This window comes from Streptomyces sp. NPDC021115, assembly GCF_044333065.1.
Classification (GTDB): domain Bacteria; phylum Actinomycetota; class Actinomycetes; order Streptomycetales; family Streptomycetaceae; genus Streptomyces.
Map to the genome: position 1 here is coordinate 684,475 of NZ_JBIRQF010000002.1, position 14,555 is coordinate 699,029.

Genomic DNA, 14,555 nt, shown 5'->3' on the forward strand with positions numbered 1-14,555 from the left:
CCGGGGCCCGGCTCAGTCGGCGGCCGCCTCGAACAGGGCGTGCATCGCGCGGCGCAGTCCGGAGACGCCGCGCACCGGCTCCGGGAAGTCGAAGCGCGCGTCGAAGGGCCGGTCGGCGTCGTCCGTGAAGCGGACGCGCAGGCCGAAGCGGTCGAGGGCCACGGGGACGGCGGGGCCGCGGGTGCACACCGTGGACGAGCGCTCGCCCAGCAGGGCGCACAGCCCGCGCACCTGCTCGCTGTGGGCCGCGTGCAGATGCTGGAGCAGCTCGGCCTCGTGCGGGGCGAGCGGGTCGGGGGCGGCCCGCGCGAAGTCGTCCGGCTCGACGCCGTCCGCGCCCCACAGGTCGTCCACGCACGCCTCGGCGACCTCCAGCCGCAGCAGCGTCCAGGCGGGGTTCCGGGTGCGCGGACCGGCGGCGGAGTCGGACTGGAGGGCTTCGCCGAGGCCCAGCAGCTCGCCGACCGGATGGGCCCCAGCGAGCAGGGCCGCGCTCGCGGCGCGGTCGTCGCCGCGTACGGGGGTGAGCCACCCGGCGACCCAGGCCCGGCCGCGGATCCGCTGGGGCACCGAGACCGGGGCGACGTCCGTGATCTCCATCACGCAGGTCAGATCGTCGTCCTGCGCGTAGGCCGCGGCGCGGGCCGCGGGTGAGCCGCCGTGCACCAGCAACAGCACATCGCCGTCCGGATTTACGGTGCGGGCGGCCGGTTCGTCGGTGGCCAGCTCGTCGGGGACCTCGATTCCGGGAATCGTCAACGACGCCGTAGCCTTGCTGTTGACGAGAGTCCGTACACGCTCTGCCGCAGTGGGCCGCAGGGCGTCTTCCATGGGACGCGGCTGACCCTCCCGAAGGCTCTGACCAGTGCTGGTGGGCAGGGGGATCCCAGGTCGAAACATGCGTTCTCCTCGGTTAAGGTAAGGCTCACCTAACTTACATGGAGGTTCGTTCCACGTGAACCAGTCGCGTCCCAAGGTCAAGAAGTCGCGCGCGCTCGGCATCGCGCTGACGCCGAAGGCCGTCAAGTACTTCGAGGCCCGTCCCTACCCGCCCGGCGAGCACGGCCGTGGCCGCAAGCAGACCAGTGACTACAAGGTCCGGCTGCTGGAGAAGCAGCGTCTGCGCGCTCAGTACGACATCAGCGAGCGCCAGATGGCCCGTGCCTACGACCGCGCTCGGAAGGTCGATGGCAAGACGGGCGAAGCCCTGATCATCGAGCTTGAGCGCCGTCTGGACGCGCTCGTCCTGCGGTCGGGAATCGCCCGCACGATCTACCAGGCCCGCCAGATGGTGGTCCACGGTCACATCGAGGTCAACGGCCGCAAGGTCGACAAGCCCTCCTTCCGGGTCCGCCCGGACGACGTGGTGATGGTCCGCGAGCGCAGCCGCGAGAAGCACCCCTTCCAGGTGGCCCGCGAGGGTGGCTACGCCCCCGACGGCGAGACCCCGCGTTACCTCCAGGTCAACCTCAAGGCGCTCGCGTTCCGGCTCGACCGGGACCCGAACCGCAAGGAGGTCCCGGTGATCTGCGACGAGCAGCTCGTCGTCGAGTACTACGCCCGCTGACCTGGCGGACGTACCCACTCATCCCAGCCCGCGGGTTCCCCATCGACCGGTGTGTGTCGAGGGGAACCCGCGGGCTGTTTGGCCCAGCGGAATGCGTTTCAGCCGGACCTGCCCGGCGCGATAGGGTCGATACCTGCCGCCCGCGCCCGGATGACCGCCCGAGACCGCCGGGCGACGGACGACTTGAAACGACGGACGACCTGAACGACGACGACCGACGTGATCGGCAGCAGGGAGCGGTGCAACGTGTCCGGTGGAGAGGTGGCCGGGATCCTCGTGGCCGTCTTCTGGGCGATCCTGGTGTCCTTCCTCGCCCTCGCCCTGGTGAGGCTCGCCCAGACGCTCAAGGCGGCCACCCGGCTGGTGGAGGACGTCACCGAGCAGGCGGTGCCGCTGCTCAGTGAGGCGTCCGCGACCGTGCGCGAGGCGAACACCCAGCTCGCGCGCGTCGACTCGATCGCCTCCGACGTCCAGGAAGTCACCTCGAACGCCTCCGCGCTGTCCTCGACCGTCTCCTCCGCCTTCGGCGGACCGCTGGTCAAGGTGGCGGCGTTCGGCTACGGCGTCCGGCGCGCGATCGGCCGCAAGGCGCAGTCCGGGAGCGAGGCCACGCCCGCGCGCACCGTCGTCATCGGCAAGACCCTGCCGTCCGCCCGCCGGGGCGGCCGCCGCAACCGTGGATCGAAGGGCTGAGAGACCGGATGTTCCGCCGTACATTCTGGTTCACCACCGGCGTCGCAGCCGGTGTGTGGGCCACCACCAAGGTCCAGCGCAAGCTCAACCAGCTCACCCCCGAGAGCCTGGCGGCGCAGGCCGCCGACCGGGCGGTGCTCGCCGGACGGCGGATCAAGGTCTTCGCGCTCGACGTGCGCGACGGCATGGCCGACCGCGAGGCGGCCCTCAAGGACGCCCTGGGCCTGACCTCAGCGCCCCCGAACGACCTCACCCAGCTGCCCGCCCAGCGCGGCCGGGCCCAGCTCACCCCCACATCCCGCCACCCCTACCCGAACGCCCGAAATGAGGACCACTGATGGAGTCGGCTGAAATCCGCCGCCGCTGGCTGCGCTTCTTCGAGGAGCGCGGGCACACCGTCGTGCCGTCGGCGTCGCTCATCGCGGACGACCCGACCCTGCTGCTCGTCAACGCGGGCATGGTCCCCTTCAAGCCGTTCTTCCTGGGCGAGGTCCAGCCGCCCTACAAGCGCGCCGTGAGCGTGCAGAAGTGCGTGCGTACGCCGGACATCGAAGAGGTCGGCAAGACCACCCGGCACGGCACGTTCTTCCAGATGTGCGGCAACTTCTCGTTCGGCGACTACTTCAAGGAAGGCGCCATCACCTACGCCTGGGAGCTGCTCACCGGCTCCGTGGCGGACGGTGGCTACGGGCTGGACCCCGAGCGGCTCTGGATCACCGTCTACGAGCAGGACGACGAGGCCGAGCGCATCTGGCGCGACGTCGTCGGCGTCCCCGCCGAGCGGATCCAGCGCCTGGGCATGGGCCCCAACTACTGGTCCATGGGCGTCCCCGGCCCCTGCGGTCCCTGTTCCGAGATCAACTACGACCGCGGTCCGGAGTTCGGCGTCGAGGGCGGCCCGGCCGTCAACGACGAGCGCTACGTGGAGATCTGGAACCTGGTCTTCATGCAGTACGAGCGCGGGGCGGGCGAGGGCAAGGAGGACTTCCCGATCCTCGGCGAGCTGCCCAGCCAGAACATCGACACCGGTCTCGGCCTCGAACGCCTGGCGATGATCCTCCAGGGCGTACAGAACATGTACGAGACCGACACCCTGCGCGTCGTCATGGACAAGGCCACCGAGCTGACCGGGGTCGCCTACGGCGCCGCCCATGAGTCCGACGTGTCGCTGCGCGTGGTCGCCGACCACATGCGCACCTCCGTCATGCTCATCGGCGACGGCGTCACCCCCGGCAACGAGGGCCGCGGCTATGTGCTGCGCCGCATCATGCGCCGCGCCATCCGCAACATGCGCATCCTCGGCGCCGCCGAGCCGGTCGTCGGCGAGCTGGTGGACACCGTCCTGAAGACGATGGGCCAGCAGTACCCGGAGCTGCTGACCGATCGCAAGCGCATCGAGACCGTCGCGCTCGCCGAGGAGTCGGCCTTCCTGAAGACCCTCAAGGCCGGCACCAACATCCTCGACACCGCCGTCACCGACACCAAGGCCGCGGGCTCCACCGTGCTCCCCGGCGACAAGGCGTTCCTGCTCCACGACACCTGGGGCTTCCCGATCGACCTCACCCTGGAGATGGCCGCCGAACAGGGCCTCTCGGTGGACGAGGACGGCTTCCGCCGCCTGATGCGGGAGCAGCGGGAGCGCGCCAAGGCCGACGCCAAGGCCAAGAAGACCGGCCACGCCGACCTGTCCGCCTACCGCGAGGTCGCCGACACCTCCGGCTCGACCGTCTTCACCGGCTACAGCGACACCTCAGGCGAGTCCACCGTCGTCGGCCTGCTGGTCGACGGGGTGTCCTCGCCCGCCGCCTCCGAGGGCGACGACGTCGAGGTCGTCCTGGACCGCACCCCCTTCTACGCCGAGGGCGGCGGCCAGCTCGCCGACACCGGCAAGATCAAGCTGGCCTCCGGCGCCGTCGTCGAGGTGCGGGACGTCCAGCAGCCGGTGCCCGGTGTCAGCGTGCACAAGGGCGTCGTCCAGGTCGGCGAGGTGACGGTCGGCTCCGGCGCGTACGCCGAGATCGACATCAAGCGCCGCCGGGCCATCGCCCGCGCCCACAGCGCCACCCACCTCACCCACCAGGCGCTGCGCGACGCCCTGGGCCCGACCGCCGCCCAGGCCGGTTCGGAGAACTCGCCCGGCCGCTTCCGCTTCGACTTCGGCTCGCCGACCGCCGTCCCCGGCACGGTGCTCACCGACGTCGAGCAGAAGATCAACGAGGTGCTGTCCCGCGAACTCGACGTCACCGCCGAGGTGATGAGCATGGACGACGCCAAGAAGCAGGGCGCCATCGCCGAGTTCGGCGAGAAGTACGGCGACCGGGTGCGCGTGGTGACCATCGGCGACTTCTCCAAGGAGCTGTGCGGCGGTACCCACGTCCACAACACCGCCCAGCTGGGTCTGGTGAAGCTGCTCGGCGAGTCCTCCATCGGCTCCGGTGTGCGCCGCGTGGAGGCCCTGGTGGGCGTGGACGCGTACAACTTCCTCGCCCGTGAGCACACGGTCGTCTCCCAGCTCACCGACCTGGTCAAGGGCCGTCCCGAGGAGCTGCCGGAGAAGATCTCCGGGATGCTTTCCAAGCTCCGGGACGCCGAGAAGGAGATCGAGCGGTTCCGCGCCGAGAAGGTGCTCCAGGCCGCCGCCGGGCTCGCCGAGGGCGCCAAGGACGTCCGCGGCGTCTCCCTGGCCGTCGGCCGGGTGCCGGACAGCACGACCGCCGACGACCTGCGCAAGCTGGTGCTGGACGTGCGCGGACGGCTGGACCAGAAGTCGGGGGCCGTCGACCGGCCCGCCGTCGTCGCCCTGTTCACCGTGGCAGGCGGCCGCCCGCTGACCGTCATCGCCACCAACGAGGCGGCCCGCGAGCGCGGCCTCAAGGCCGGTGACCTGGTCCGCACCGCCGCCAAGACGCTCGGTGGCGGAGGCGGCGGCAAGCCGGACGTCGCCCAGGGCGGCGGTCAGAACCCGGACGCCGTCGGCGACGCCATCGAGGCCGTCGAGCGGCTCGTCGCGGAATCGGGCCGGTAGCCGTGCGACGCGGCCGGCGCATCGCCATCGACGTCGGGGACGCCCGGATCGGGGTCGCCTCGTGCGACCCCGACGGGATCCTCGCCACCCCCGTGGAGACCGTGCCGGGACGTGACATCCCGGCCGCCCACAAGCGGCTGGCGGCCCTCGTCGAGGAGTACGAGCCCATCGAGGTGGTGATCGGCCTCCCGCGCTCGCTCAACGGGCGCGAGGGGCCGGCCGCGGCCAAGGTGCGCACCTTCGCCCGGGAGCTGGCGCGGCGGGTCCAGCCGGTGTCCGTGCGGCTGGTGGACGAACGTATGACGACCGTCACAGCGGCGCATGGCCTCCGGGCTTCCGGGGTGTCGTCCAAGAAGGGCCGCTCGGTCGTTGACCAGGCAGCCGCGGTGGTCATTCTCCAGAGCGCGCTGGAGACCGAGCGGACCTCCGGCCGGGCGCCAGGCGAGGCCGTCGAAGTGGTCATCTGATCGCGATACGGTAACGTTCCGCGCGACATGGCAGCCACCGCTTGTGCCCCGAGCGCACCGGGCGGCTGCCACCGCCATCGCTAGGGGTTCGATGACTGAGTACGGCCGGGGACCCGGCTCCCAACCGTGGCATCCCGAGGACCCGTTGTACGGGGACCAGGGATGGGGCGGCCACCAGGCGGTGACAGGTCAGGAACCGTACCCGCAGGACCCGAACGACCCCTACGGACAGGCCCCCTACGCCCCGGAGGGCTACCCGCAGGACGGCTACGGCCAGGGCGGCTACGGCCAGGAGGGCTACGGGCAGGACCCCTACGGGCACCAGCAGTACCCGCACGGGTACCCGCAGGACGCCCAGCCGTTCCCGCAGCAGCAACAGCAGCCGCCCTGGGAGCAGTACGGGCAGCAGGGACAGCAGGGGTACGACCCCGGCTGGGACGGCTCGTACGGCGCCGGGACGGACCCGAACGATCCGTACGGCTACGCGGCCCAGGGTGGCGTCCAGGAGGGCTTCCCGCAGCAGGCGACGCACGAGCCGCAGCAGCAGCACGAGCCGCAGCAGCAGCACGAGCCGCAGCGGCAGCCGGACGCGCAGGCGCCGGGGGAGACCCAGCAGATGCCCCAGGTGCCGCAGGAGGCACAGGAGGATCAGGAAGCGCCCGGCAAGACAGAGGACCATCCGTTCTTCCTGGACGGCAGCGGTCCCGGCGGCAGCATCACATCGGACGACGACGCCGCCGACGGCACCGAGGGCCGCTCCCAGAAGGGCAAGAAGTCCAAGCAGGCGAAGGCGAAGTCCGGAACCAAGCGACGCAGCGGCGTCGCCTGCCTCTTCGTCACCGTCGTCCTCGTGGGCGCGGTCGGCGGAGGCGGCTACTTCGCCTATGACTTCTGGCAGACCCGCTTCGGACCGGCGCCGGACTACGAGGGCCAGGGCAGCGGCCAGGTCGAGGTGGAGGTGCCCGACGGTTCGGGCAATGCCGAAATCGGCGGCATCCTCGCCGAAAAGGGCGTGGTCAAGAGCAGTGGCGCCTTTGTGGAAGCCGTCGAGGACAGCGGCAAGTTCGTCCAGCCGGGCAGCTACAGCCTCCGCAAGGAAATGTCCGGCGCGGCCGCGGTGAAGCTGATGCTCAGCCCCGCGGGCAACAATGCCCTGATCGTCACCGAGGGTATGCGCGATGCCGCCGTCTACGCGGCGATCGACAAGAAGACCGGCGTCAAGGCGGGTACCACGGCGGCCGTCGCCAAGAAGGAGGCCAAGAACCTCGGGCTGCCTTCCTGGGCGAATGACAGTTCCAAGATCAAGGATCCGCTGGAAGGATTCCTCTACCCGTCCCGCTACAGCGTGGCCAAGAAGGCCAAGCCCGAGGACGTCCTGCGCAAGATGGTCGCCGAGGCCAAGCGGAACTACGCGCGGTACGACCTGGAGGGCAAGGCCAAGGAAGAGGGCCTGGACTCCCCGCTCCAGCTGCTCACCGTGGCCAGCCTGGTGCAGGCGGAGGGCATCACCCACAGCGACTTCCGCCAGATGGCCGAGGTGGTCTACAACCGGCTCAAGCCGACCAACACCGAGACCTACGGCAAGCTGGAATTCGACTCCACGTACAACTACATCAAGAATCAGAGCAAGCTCGATATCCCGATCAGCGAGATCAAGGGATACAACAATCCGTACAACACCTACTTCTACAAGGGGCTGCCGCCCGGACCCATCGGCAATCCGGGCGCGGACGCGCTGAAGGCGTCCATGAACCCGACCGACAACGGGTGGTTCTACTTCATCTCGCTCGACGGCAAGACGAGCGAGTTCTCCAAGACCTACGCGGAGCACCAGAAGTTGGTCGACAAGTTCAACAAGCAGCGCAGGAACAACTGAGGAACGTCATGTCGCACACCCGCCGCGCCGCCGTGCTCGGCTCGCCGGTCGCCCACTCCCTCTCCCCGGCGCTGCACAACGCCGCGTACCGGAAGCTGGGGCTCGACGGCTGGCACTACGGCACCGTCGAACTGGACGAGGCGGCGCTGCCGGGCTTCTTCGAGCGGCTCGGCAAACCGGGCGAGCCGGACTGGGCGGGTTTCTCCGTCACCATGCCGCTCAAGCGCGCGGTCATCCCGCTGCTGGACCGCGTCAGCGACACGGCGGCCTCGGTGGAGGCCGCCAACACGGTCGTCCTGACCGACGACGGACGACGGCTCGGCGACAACTCCGACATCCCCGGCATGGTGGCGGCGCTCGCCGAGCGCGGCGTCCAGCGGGTGGAGCGGGCCGCCGTCCTGGGCGCCGGGGCCACCGCCTCCTCCGCCCTGGCCGCGCTCGCCCGCGTCTGCGACGGCGAGGTCACCGCGTACGTCCGCAGCGACGCCCGGGCGGCCGAGATGCGGCAGTGGGGCGAGCGGCTGGGCGCAGCGGTGCGCACGGCGGACTGGGGTGACGCGGCCGAGGCGTTCGACGCCCCGCTGGTCATCGCGACCACCCCCGCCGGGACGACCGACGCGCTCGCCGCGTCCGTCCCCGACCGCCCCGGCACGCTCTTCGACGTCCTCTACGACCCCTGGCCGACCACCCTGGCCGCCGCCTGGTCGGCGCGCGGCGGCGCCGTGGTCAGCGGGCTCGACCTGCTGGTCCACCAGGCCGTGCCGCAGGTCGAACAGATCACCGGGCACGCCCCGGCGCCGCTCGCCGCGATGCGCGAGGCGGGCGAGGCCGCCCTCGCAGCGCGCTCCCACTGACGTCCCACTGACGTCCTCCGCGTTCCCCGGCGTCGCCCCCGATGTCTCATGTACAGGTCCGTCTGGTGGACCGCCACCCCGGGCCGTCCGCCGGACGTGGGAGGATCGGAAGGAGGCGGGCCCGGGCCGCACCAGGTCCCGCCGGTACACGTCGAGGGGCAAGCATGAGGGAGCACCGTTGAGCAGGTTGCGCTGGCTGACCGCGGGGGAGTCGCACGGCCCCGCGCTTGTGGCGACGCTGGAGGGACTGCCCGCAGGGGTGCCGATCACCACCGACATGGTGGCGGACGCCCTCGCGCGGCGGCGGCTCGGCTACGGCCGCGGGGCGCGGATGAAGTTCGAGCGCGACGAGGTCACCTTCATCGGCGGCGTCCGGCACGGCCTCACCCTCGGCTCGCCGGTCGCGATCATGATCGGCAACACCGAGTGGCCCAAGTGGGAACAGGTCATGTCCGCCGACCCGGTCGACCCCGAGGTTCTGGAGGGGCTGGCCCGTAACGCGCCGCTGACCCGCCCCCGCCCCGGCCACGCCGATCTCGCCGGAATGCAGAAGTATGGGGTGGCGGACGCCCGGCCCATCCTGGAGCGCGCCAGCGCCCGTGAGACCGCCGCCCGCGTCGCCCTCGGCACCGTCGCCCGCTCCTACCTCAAGGAGACGGCCGGGATCGAGATCGTCTCCCATGTGACCGAGCTGGCCGCGGCCAAGGCCCCGTACGGCGTCTACCCGAAGCCGTCCGACGTCGAGCGGCTGGACGCCGACCCGGTGCGCTGCCTCGACGCCGACGCGAGCAAGGCGATGGTGGCCGAGATCGACCAGGCCCACAAGGACGGCGACACCCTCGGCGGCGTCGTCGAGGTGCTGGCGTACGGCGTGCCGGTAGGCCTCGGCTCGCATGTGCACTGGGACCGCCGTCTCGACGCGCGGCTGGCCGCCGCGCTGATGGGCATCCAGGCCATCAAGGGCGTCGAGGTCGGCGACGGCTTCGACCTCGCCCGGGTGCCCGGCTCCCAGGCGCACGACGAGATCGTGTCGACCGGCGAGGGCATCAAGCGCTCCTCCGGCCGCTCCGGCGGCACCGAGGGCGGGCTGACCACGGGCGAGCTGCTGCGCGTACGGGCCGCCATGAAGCCGATCGCGACCGTGCCCCGCGCGCTGGCCACTATCGACGTCACCACCGGCGAGGCCACCAAGGCCCACCACCAGCGCTCGGACGTGTGTGCGGTGCCCGCCGCCGGGATCGTCGCCGAGGCCATGGTCGCCCTGGTGCTGGCGGACGCGGTCGCCGAGAAGTTCGGCGGCGACTCGGTCACCGAGACCCGCCGCAACGTGCGGGGCTTCCTCGACGGCCTGGCCATCCGGTGAGCGGGCCACAGGCGGCGGGCGGCCCCGCCGCGGTCCTGGTCGGGCCCATGGGCGTCGGCAAGTCCACCGTCGGACAGGTGCTCGCGGAGCGCCTGGGCACCACGTTCCGCGACACCGACACCGACATCGTGGCGACCGCGGGCAAGGAGATCTCCGAGATCTTCATCAATGAGGGCGAGCCCCACTTCCGCGAGCTGGAGAAGCAGGCCGTACGGACCGCCGTCACCGGTCACCGGGGCGTGCTGGCCCTCGGCGGCGGCGCGATCCTCGATCCGGACACCCGTGCCCTGCTCACCGGCCTCCCTGTGGTCTTCCTGGAGATGGGCGTCGCCGAGGCCGTCAAGCGCACCGGCCTCGACGCCCCCCGCCCGCTGCTCGCCGTCAACCCCCGCCAGCGCTGGCGCGAGCTGATGGAGCAGCGCCGTCCGCTGTACACCGAAGTCGCCCGGGCCGTCGTGACGACCGAGGGCCGCACCCCCGACGAGGTCGCCGACGCCGTCATGGACGCACTGGAGCTGAAGAAGGCATGAGCACCGAAACCCCCACGCGCATCCAGGTCGGCGGCACCGCGGGCACCGCGCCGTACGAGGTCCTGGTCGGCCGCCAGCTCCTCGGCGAGCTGCCCGGGCTGATCGGGGACGGGGTCAAGCGCGTCGCCGTCCTCCACCCCGAGGCGCTGGCCGAGACCGGCGAGGCGATCCGCCAGGACCTCGCCGACCAGGGGTACGACGCCATCGCGATCCAGCTGCCGAACGCGGAGGAGGCCAAGACCGCCGAGGTCGCCGCGTACTGCTGGAAGGCGCTCGGCCAGACCGGTTTCACCCGCAGTGATGTCATCGTCGGCGTCGGCGGCGGCGCCACCACCGACCTGGCCGGGTTCGTCGCCGCGACCTGGCTGCGCGGGGTGCGCTGGATCGCCGTCCCGACGACCGTGCTCGGCATGGTCGACGCGGCGGTCGGCGGCAAGACCGGCATCAACACCGCCGAGGGCAAGAACCTCGTCGGCGCGTTCCACCCCCCGGCCGGGGTGCTGTGCGACCTGGCCGCGCTGGACTCGCTGCCCGTCAACGACTACATCAGCGGCCTCGCCGAGGTCATCAAGGCCGGATTCATCGCCGACCCGGCCATCCTGGAGCTGATCGAGCAGGACCCGGCCGCGGCCCGCACCCCCGGCGGCGAGCACACCGCCGAGCTGATCGAGCGCTCCATCCGGGTCAAGGCCGAGGTCGTCTCCAGCGACCTCAGGGAATCCGGGCTGCGCGAAATCCTCAACTACGGGCACACCCTCGCGCACGCCATCGAGAAGAACGAGCGCTACAACTGGCGGCACGGCGCCGCCGTCTCCGTCGGCATGGTCTTCGCCGCCGAACTGGGCCGTCTCGCGGGCCGTTTGGACGACGCCACCGCCGACCGGCACCGCGCCGTCCTGGAGTCCGTCGGCCTGCCGCTCACCTACCGCGGCGACCAGTGGCCCAAGCTGCTGGAGACCATGAAGGTCGACAAGAAGTCCCGCGGTGACCTGCTGCGCTTCATCGTGCTCGACGGCATCGCCAAGCCGACCGTGCTGGAGGGGCCGGACCCGGCGGTGCTGCTCGCGGCGTACGGGGAGATCTCCCGGGAAGCCTGACGCGGACCTCTGCGGAGTGCCCGGGTTCCGTCACAACTGTGTCATCCCCGTCCCCGCCATCGAAACCCGCGGCGCCGCCGCGGGCTTTCGAACGCCCCTGGTTTTCCCGGCAGTTGGGCATTAGGGCGGACGAATTGCCTGGCTGACGCGTCGTGACGGGCACGCGGCGGGTTTTCCGGGCGTTCACACAGCGACGGCCTGGGCAGGTACCGTTCGGTAGGAGCGGCCCCAGGGCCGCGTCACCACGCGACAGTTGTCCGTCACGACTGCCGCCTGTACGAGACGGAGTGCCACCGGATGCAGCATGCAGTGGGAGCTCCGCTGCCACCGTCCCACCGGCCGGCGGGGCAGGGCCCCGGGCCGCAGGGCACAGGCTGGCCCCAGAGCGCGAGTCAGCCCCCCGGTCCCCATCCGCACCACCCGGCCCCGCCCGTACCTCCCGTGCCCACCCCACCGGCACCGCCCGCGCATCCCGCGGCGCCCATGCCGCCGGCGCCGGTGCCCCCGGTGCCCGCACCGCCCGCCCCCGCACCGCCCCCGGTGGCGGGCCACCCGCACACCGCGCACCCGACCCCGCAGCCGCCCCCCGGGCCGCCCGTCGACCGCGCCAACACCACCGGCCACATCCAGCTCCCGCCCGGCGCTCCCGTCCCGCTGCCGCACCCGCCCGCCGATCCGGCGATGGCCGACGCCTCGCAGGCCGCCGTCGCCGTGCTGCTCATCGGCCCGGCCGGGGCGGGCAAGACCACCGTCGCCCGCTACTGGGCCGACCGCCGCCGCGTCCCCACCGCGCACATCAGCCTGGACGACGTCCGCGAATGGGTCAGGTCGGGCTTCGCCAACCCCCAGTCGGGCTGGAACGAGAACTCCGAGGCGCAGTATCGTCTCGCCCGCCGCACCTGCGGCTTCGCCGCGCGTAACTTCCTCGCCAACGGCATCTCCTGCATCCTGGACGACGCCGTCTTCCCGGACCGCCCCGTCGTCGGCCTCGGCGGCTGGAAGCGGCACGTCGGCCCCGGCCTCCTCCCCGTGGTGGTGCTGCCCGGCCTCGAAATCGTCCTGGAGCGGAACGCGGCCCGCAGCGGCAACCGCCGCCTCAGCGACGAAGAGGTCGCCCGCATCCACGGCCGGATGGCGGGCTGGTACGGCTCCGGGCTGCCGATCATCGACAACTCGACGTACGACGTGGAGACCACCGCCCGCATGCTCGACGAGGTGGTAGCCCGCTCCATCGCCAGCCCGCCCGCCTTCTGAACCCCATCCGGACCCGTTCGGACGGCCGGGGTGGGGCGTAGTGCGTACGCTCGGGGCATGTCCCAGGTGTACGCGGCCCGACGTGCCCGCCTGCACGACCAGACCGCGGCGGCCGGGAGCGAGGCCGCCCTGGTCTCCCGGCCAGCCAACGTGCGCTATCTGTGCGGCGACGCGCCCCCGGGTGCCGCCCTGCTCCTCGGGCCCGTCCAGGACGTCCTGGTGGCCCCCGAGGCGTCCTCGTGGGGGCTGGTGCCGGGGCCGCATCCGGAGGATCTGCGGCTGCTGATGCTGTCCGGTCCTGACGGTGACCCGGCCGTGGCCGCCGCCGACCTGGCGGCGGTGGACGGCGCCGAGTCGCTGGCCGTCGAGGAGCACGATCTGACCGTGGCCCGCCACCGGGCGGTCGGCTCGGCCGCGCCGCGGCTCCGCCTCACCGACCTGGGGCGGGCCGTCGAACAGCTGCGGATCGTCAAGGACGACGAGGAGATCTCCTGCATGCGGATCGCCGGGGAGCTGGCCGACCAGGCGCTCGGCGAGCTGCTGGAGTCGATCCTGGTGGGCCGCACCGAGCGCCATCTCGCGCTGGAGCTGGAGCGCCGCCTGGTGGACCACGGGGCGGACGGACCGGCGTTCCCCACGGTGGTCGCCGCGGGGCCGCACGCGGGCCGGGCCGGGCATCTGCCCACCGACCGGAGGGTCGAGGAGGGCGACTTCCTCACCATCTGCCTGGGCGCCGACTACCGCGGGTACCGCTGCCAGGTGGGCCGTACGTTCGTGGTCGGCCCCTCGCCCGCGGACTGGCAGGTCGAGCTGTACGACGTCGTCTTCGCCGCTCAGCGGGCCGGACGGGAGGCGCTGCTGCCGGGCATGGGGTACCGGGACGTGGACCGGGTGACCCGTCAGGTGCTGGACGCCGCGGGGTACGGGGAGGGTCTGGAGACGCGTACCGGACACGGCGTGGGCCTGGAAATCGACGAGGACCCTCGGCTGTCGCCGTCGGCCATGGGTAAACTGGACGCTTGTGTGCCGGTCACCGTCGAACCGGGGGTCCACCTCCCGGGACGGGGCGGTGTCCGGATCGACGACACGCTCGTCGTCCGCCCCGAGGCGGACGGCGGACCCGAGCTACTCACCATCACGACCAAAGAGCTGCTCGCGCTGTAGTTCTGGCTGACGGTTTTCCGCTGTCGGCCCTGGCTGATAATGGCGCACCGCGGCTCTCTGGTCTCCACCAGTCGCAGTCCAGGAGATCCCGCAACCGTGGCATCCACGAACGACCTCAAGAACGGCATGGTGCTCAAGCTCGACGGCGGCCAGCTGTGGTCCGTCGTCGAGTTCCAGCACGTCAAGCCCGGCAAGGGCCCTGCTTTCGTGCGCACCAAGCTCAAGAACGTGCTGTCCGGCAAGGTGGTCGACAAGACCTTCAACGCCGGCGTGAAGGTCGAGACGGCCAATGTCGACAAGCGCGGCATGCAGTTCTCGTACAAGGACGGCGAGAGCTTCGTGTTCATGGACATGGACACGTTCGATCAGATCTATGTCACCCCCGAGGTCGTCGGCGACAACGCCCGGTATCTGCTCGAGGGCTTCGAGGCGGTCGTGGCGATGTACGAGGGCAACCCTCTGTATGTCGAGCTGCCCGCCGCCGTCGAGCTGGTGATCGAGTACACCGAGCCGGGCGTCCAGGGCGACCGCTCGACCGGTGGCTCCAAGCCCGCCAAGCTCGAGACCGGCTACGAGATCGGCGTCCCGCTGTTCATCACCACCGGTGAGAAGATCAAGGTCGACACCCGCTCCGGTGAGTACCTCGGTCGGGTGAACAACTAACC

At 71.6% G+C, this 14,555-nt stretch carries 14 protein-coding genes; 13 read left to right on the forward strand and 1 reads right to left on the reverse strand.

What is annotated here, in order from left to right; genetic code table 11:
- Window positions 1-12: 12 nt before the first annotated feature.
- Window positions 13-759 (reverse strand): DUF2470 domain-containing protein, encoded by a 747-nt coding sequence (locus tag ACH4TL_RS08725; RefSeq protein ID WP_398309836.1) that lies wholly within the window; start codon window positions 757-759, stop codon window positions 13-15.
- Between the two features lie 196 nt (window positions 760-955).
- Here ACH4TL_RS08725 and rpsD point away from each other — a divergent pair, with 196 nt between their 5' ends.
- From rpsD to efp, 13 genes are all read left to right on the forward strand, one after another.
- Window positions 956-1,567, forward strand: a complete 612-nt coding sequence (rpsD, locus tag ACH4TL_RS08730) for a 30S ribosomal protein S4 (RefSeq protein ID WP_009713641.1) — start codon at window positions 956-958, stop codon at window positions 1,565-1,567.
- A 246-nt stretch (window positions 1,568-1,813) separates the two neighbouring features.
- Complete coding sequence (locus ACH4TL_RS08735; RefSeq protein ID WP_398309831.1) at window positions 1,814-2,260, forward strand: DUF948 domain-containing protein; 447 nt, start codon at window positions 1,814-1,816, stop codon at window positions 2,258-2,260.
- A gap of 8 nt (window positions 2,261-2,268) precedes the next feature.
- The gene (locus tag ACH4TL_RS08740; protein WP_398309828.1) at window positions 2,269-2,598 is read left to right on the forward strand and encodes a DUF6167 family protein; all 330 of its coding nucleotides are present in this window, start codon (window positions 2,269-2,271) and stop codon (window positions 2,596-2,598) included.
- On the forward strand, window positions 2,598-5,285 hold the full coding sequence (gene alaS, locus ACH4TL_RS08745; RefSeq protein WP_398309825.1) for an alanine--tRNA ligase: 2,688 nt from the start codon (window positions 2,598-2,600) through the stop codon (window positions 5,283-5,285). The genes ACH4TL_RS08740 and alaS overlap by 1 nt, the downstream gene beginning before the upstream one ends.
- Window positions 5,286-5,287: 2 nt before the next feature.
- On the forward strand, window positions 5,288-5,752 hold the full coding sequence (gene ruvX / locus ACH4TL_RS08750; RefSeq protein WP_398309822.1) for a Holliday junction resolvase RuvX: 465 nt from the start codon (window positions 5,288-5,290) through the stop codon (window positions 5,750-5,752).
- A gap of 91 nt (window positions 5,753-5,843) precedes the next feature.
- A complete protein-coding gene (gene mltG / locus ACH4TL_RS08755) occupies window positions 5,844-7,628 on the forward strand; it encodes an endolytic transglycosylase MltG (protein WP_398309819.1) in 1,785 nt (594 codons plus the stop codon).
- Window positions 7,629-7,636: 8 nt separating this feature from the next.
- Complete coding sequence (locus ACH4TL_RS08760) at window positions 7,637-8,482, forward strand: shikimate dehydrogenase (protein WP_398309816.1); 846 nt, start codon at window positions 7,637-7,639, stop codon at window positions 8,480-8,482.
- 178 nt (window positions 8,483-8,660) lie between these two features.
- Complete coding sequence (aroC, locus tag ACH4TL_RS08765) at window positions 8,661-9,845, forward strand: chorismate synthase (RefSeq protein ID WP_398309813.1); 1,185 nt, start codon at window positions 8,661-8,663, stop codon at window positions 9,843-9,845.
- A gap of 47 nt (window positions 9,846-9,892) precedes the next feature.
- Window positions 9,893-10,375 (forward strand): shikimate kinase, encoded by a 483-nt coding sequence (locus ACH4TL_RS08770; RefSeq protein WP_398311527.1) that lies wholly within the window; start codon window positions 9,893-9,895, stop codon window positions 10,373-10,375.
- Window positions 10,372-11,472 (forward strand): 3-dehydroquinate synthase, encoded by a 1,101-nt coding sequence (aroB, locus tag ACH4TL_RS08775; protein WP_398309810.1) that lies wholly within the window; start codon window positions 10,372-10,374, stop codon window positions 11,470-11,472. The genes ACH4TL_RS08770 and aroB overlap by 4 nt, the downstream gene beginning before the upstream one ends.
- A 297-nt stretch (window positions 11,473-11,769) precedes the next feature.
- Window positions 11,770-12,726: an AAA family ATPase gene (locus tag ACH4TL_RS08780; RefSeq protein ID WP_398309807.1), complete on the forward strand. Its 957-nt coding sequence runs from the start codon at window positions 11,770-11,772 to the stop codon at window positions 12,724-12,726.
- Window positions 12,727-12,783: 57 nt separating this feature from the next.
- On the forward strand, window positions 12,784-13,890 hold the full coding sequence (locus tag ACH4TL_RS08785) for a M24 family metallopeptidase (RefSeq protein WP_398309804.1): 1,107 nt from the start codon (window positions 12,784-12,786) through the stop codon (window positions 13,888-13,890).
- Between the two features lie 96 nt (window positions 13,891-13,986).
- A complete protein-coding gene (gene efp / locus ACH4TL_RS08790) occupies window positions 13,987-14,553 on the forward strand; it encodes an elongation factor P (RefSeq protein WP_055557542.1) in 567 nt (188 codons plus the stop codon).
- Window positions 14,554-14,555 lie beyond the last annotated feature (2 nt).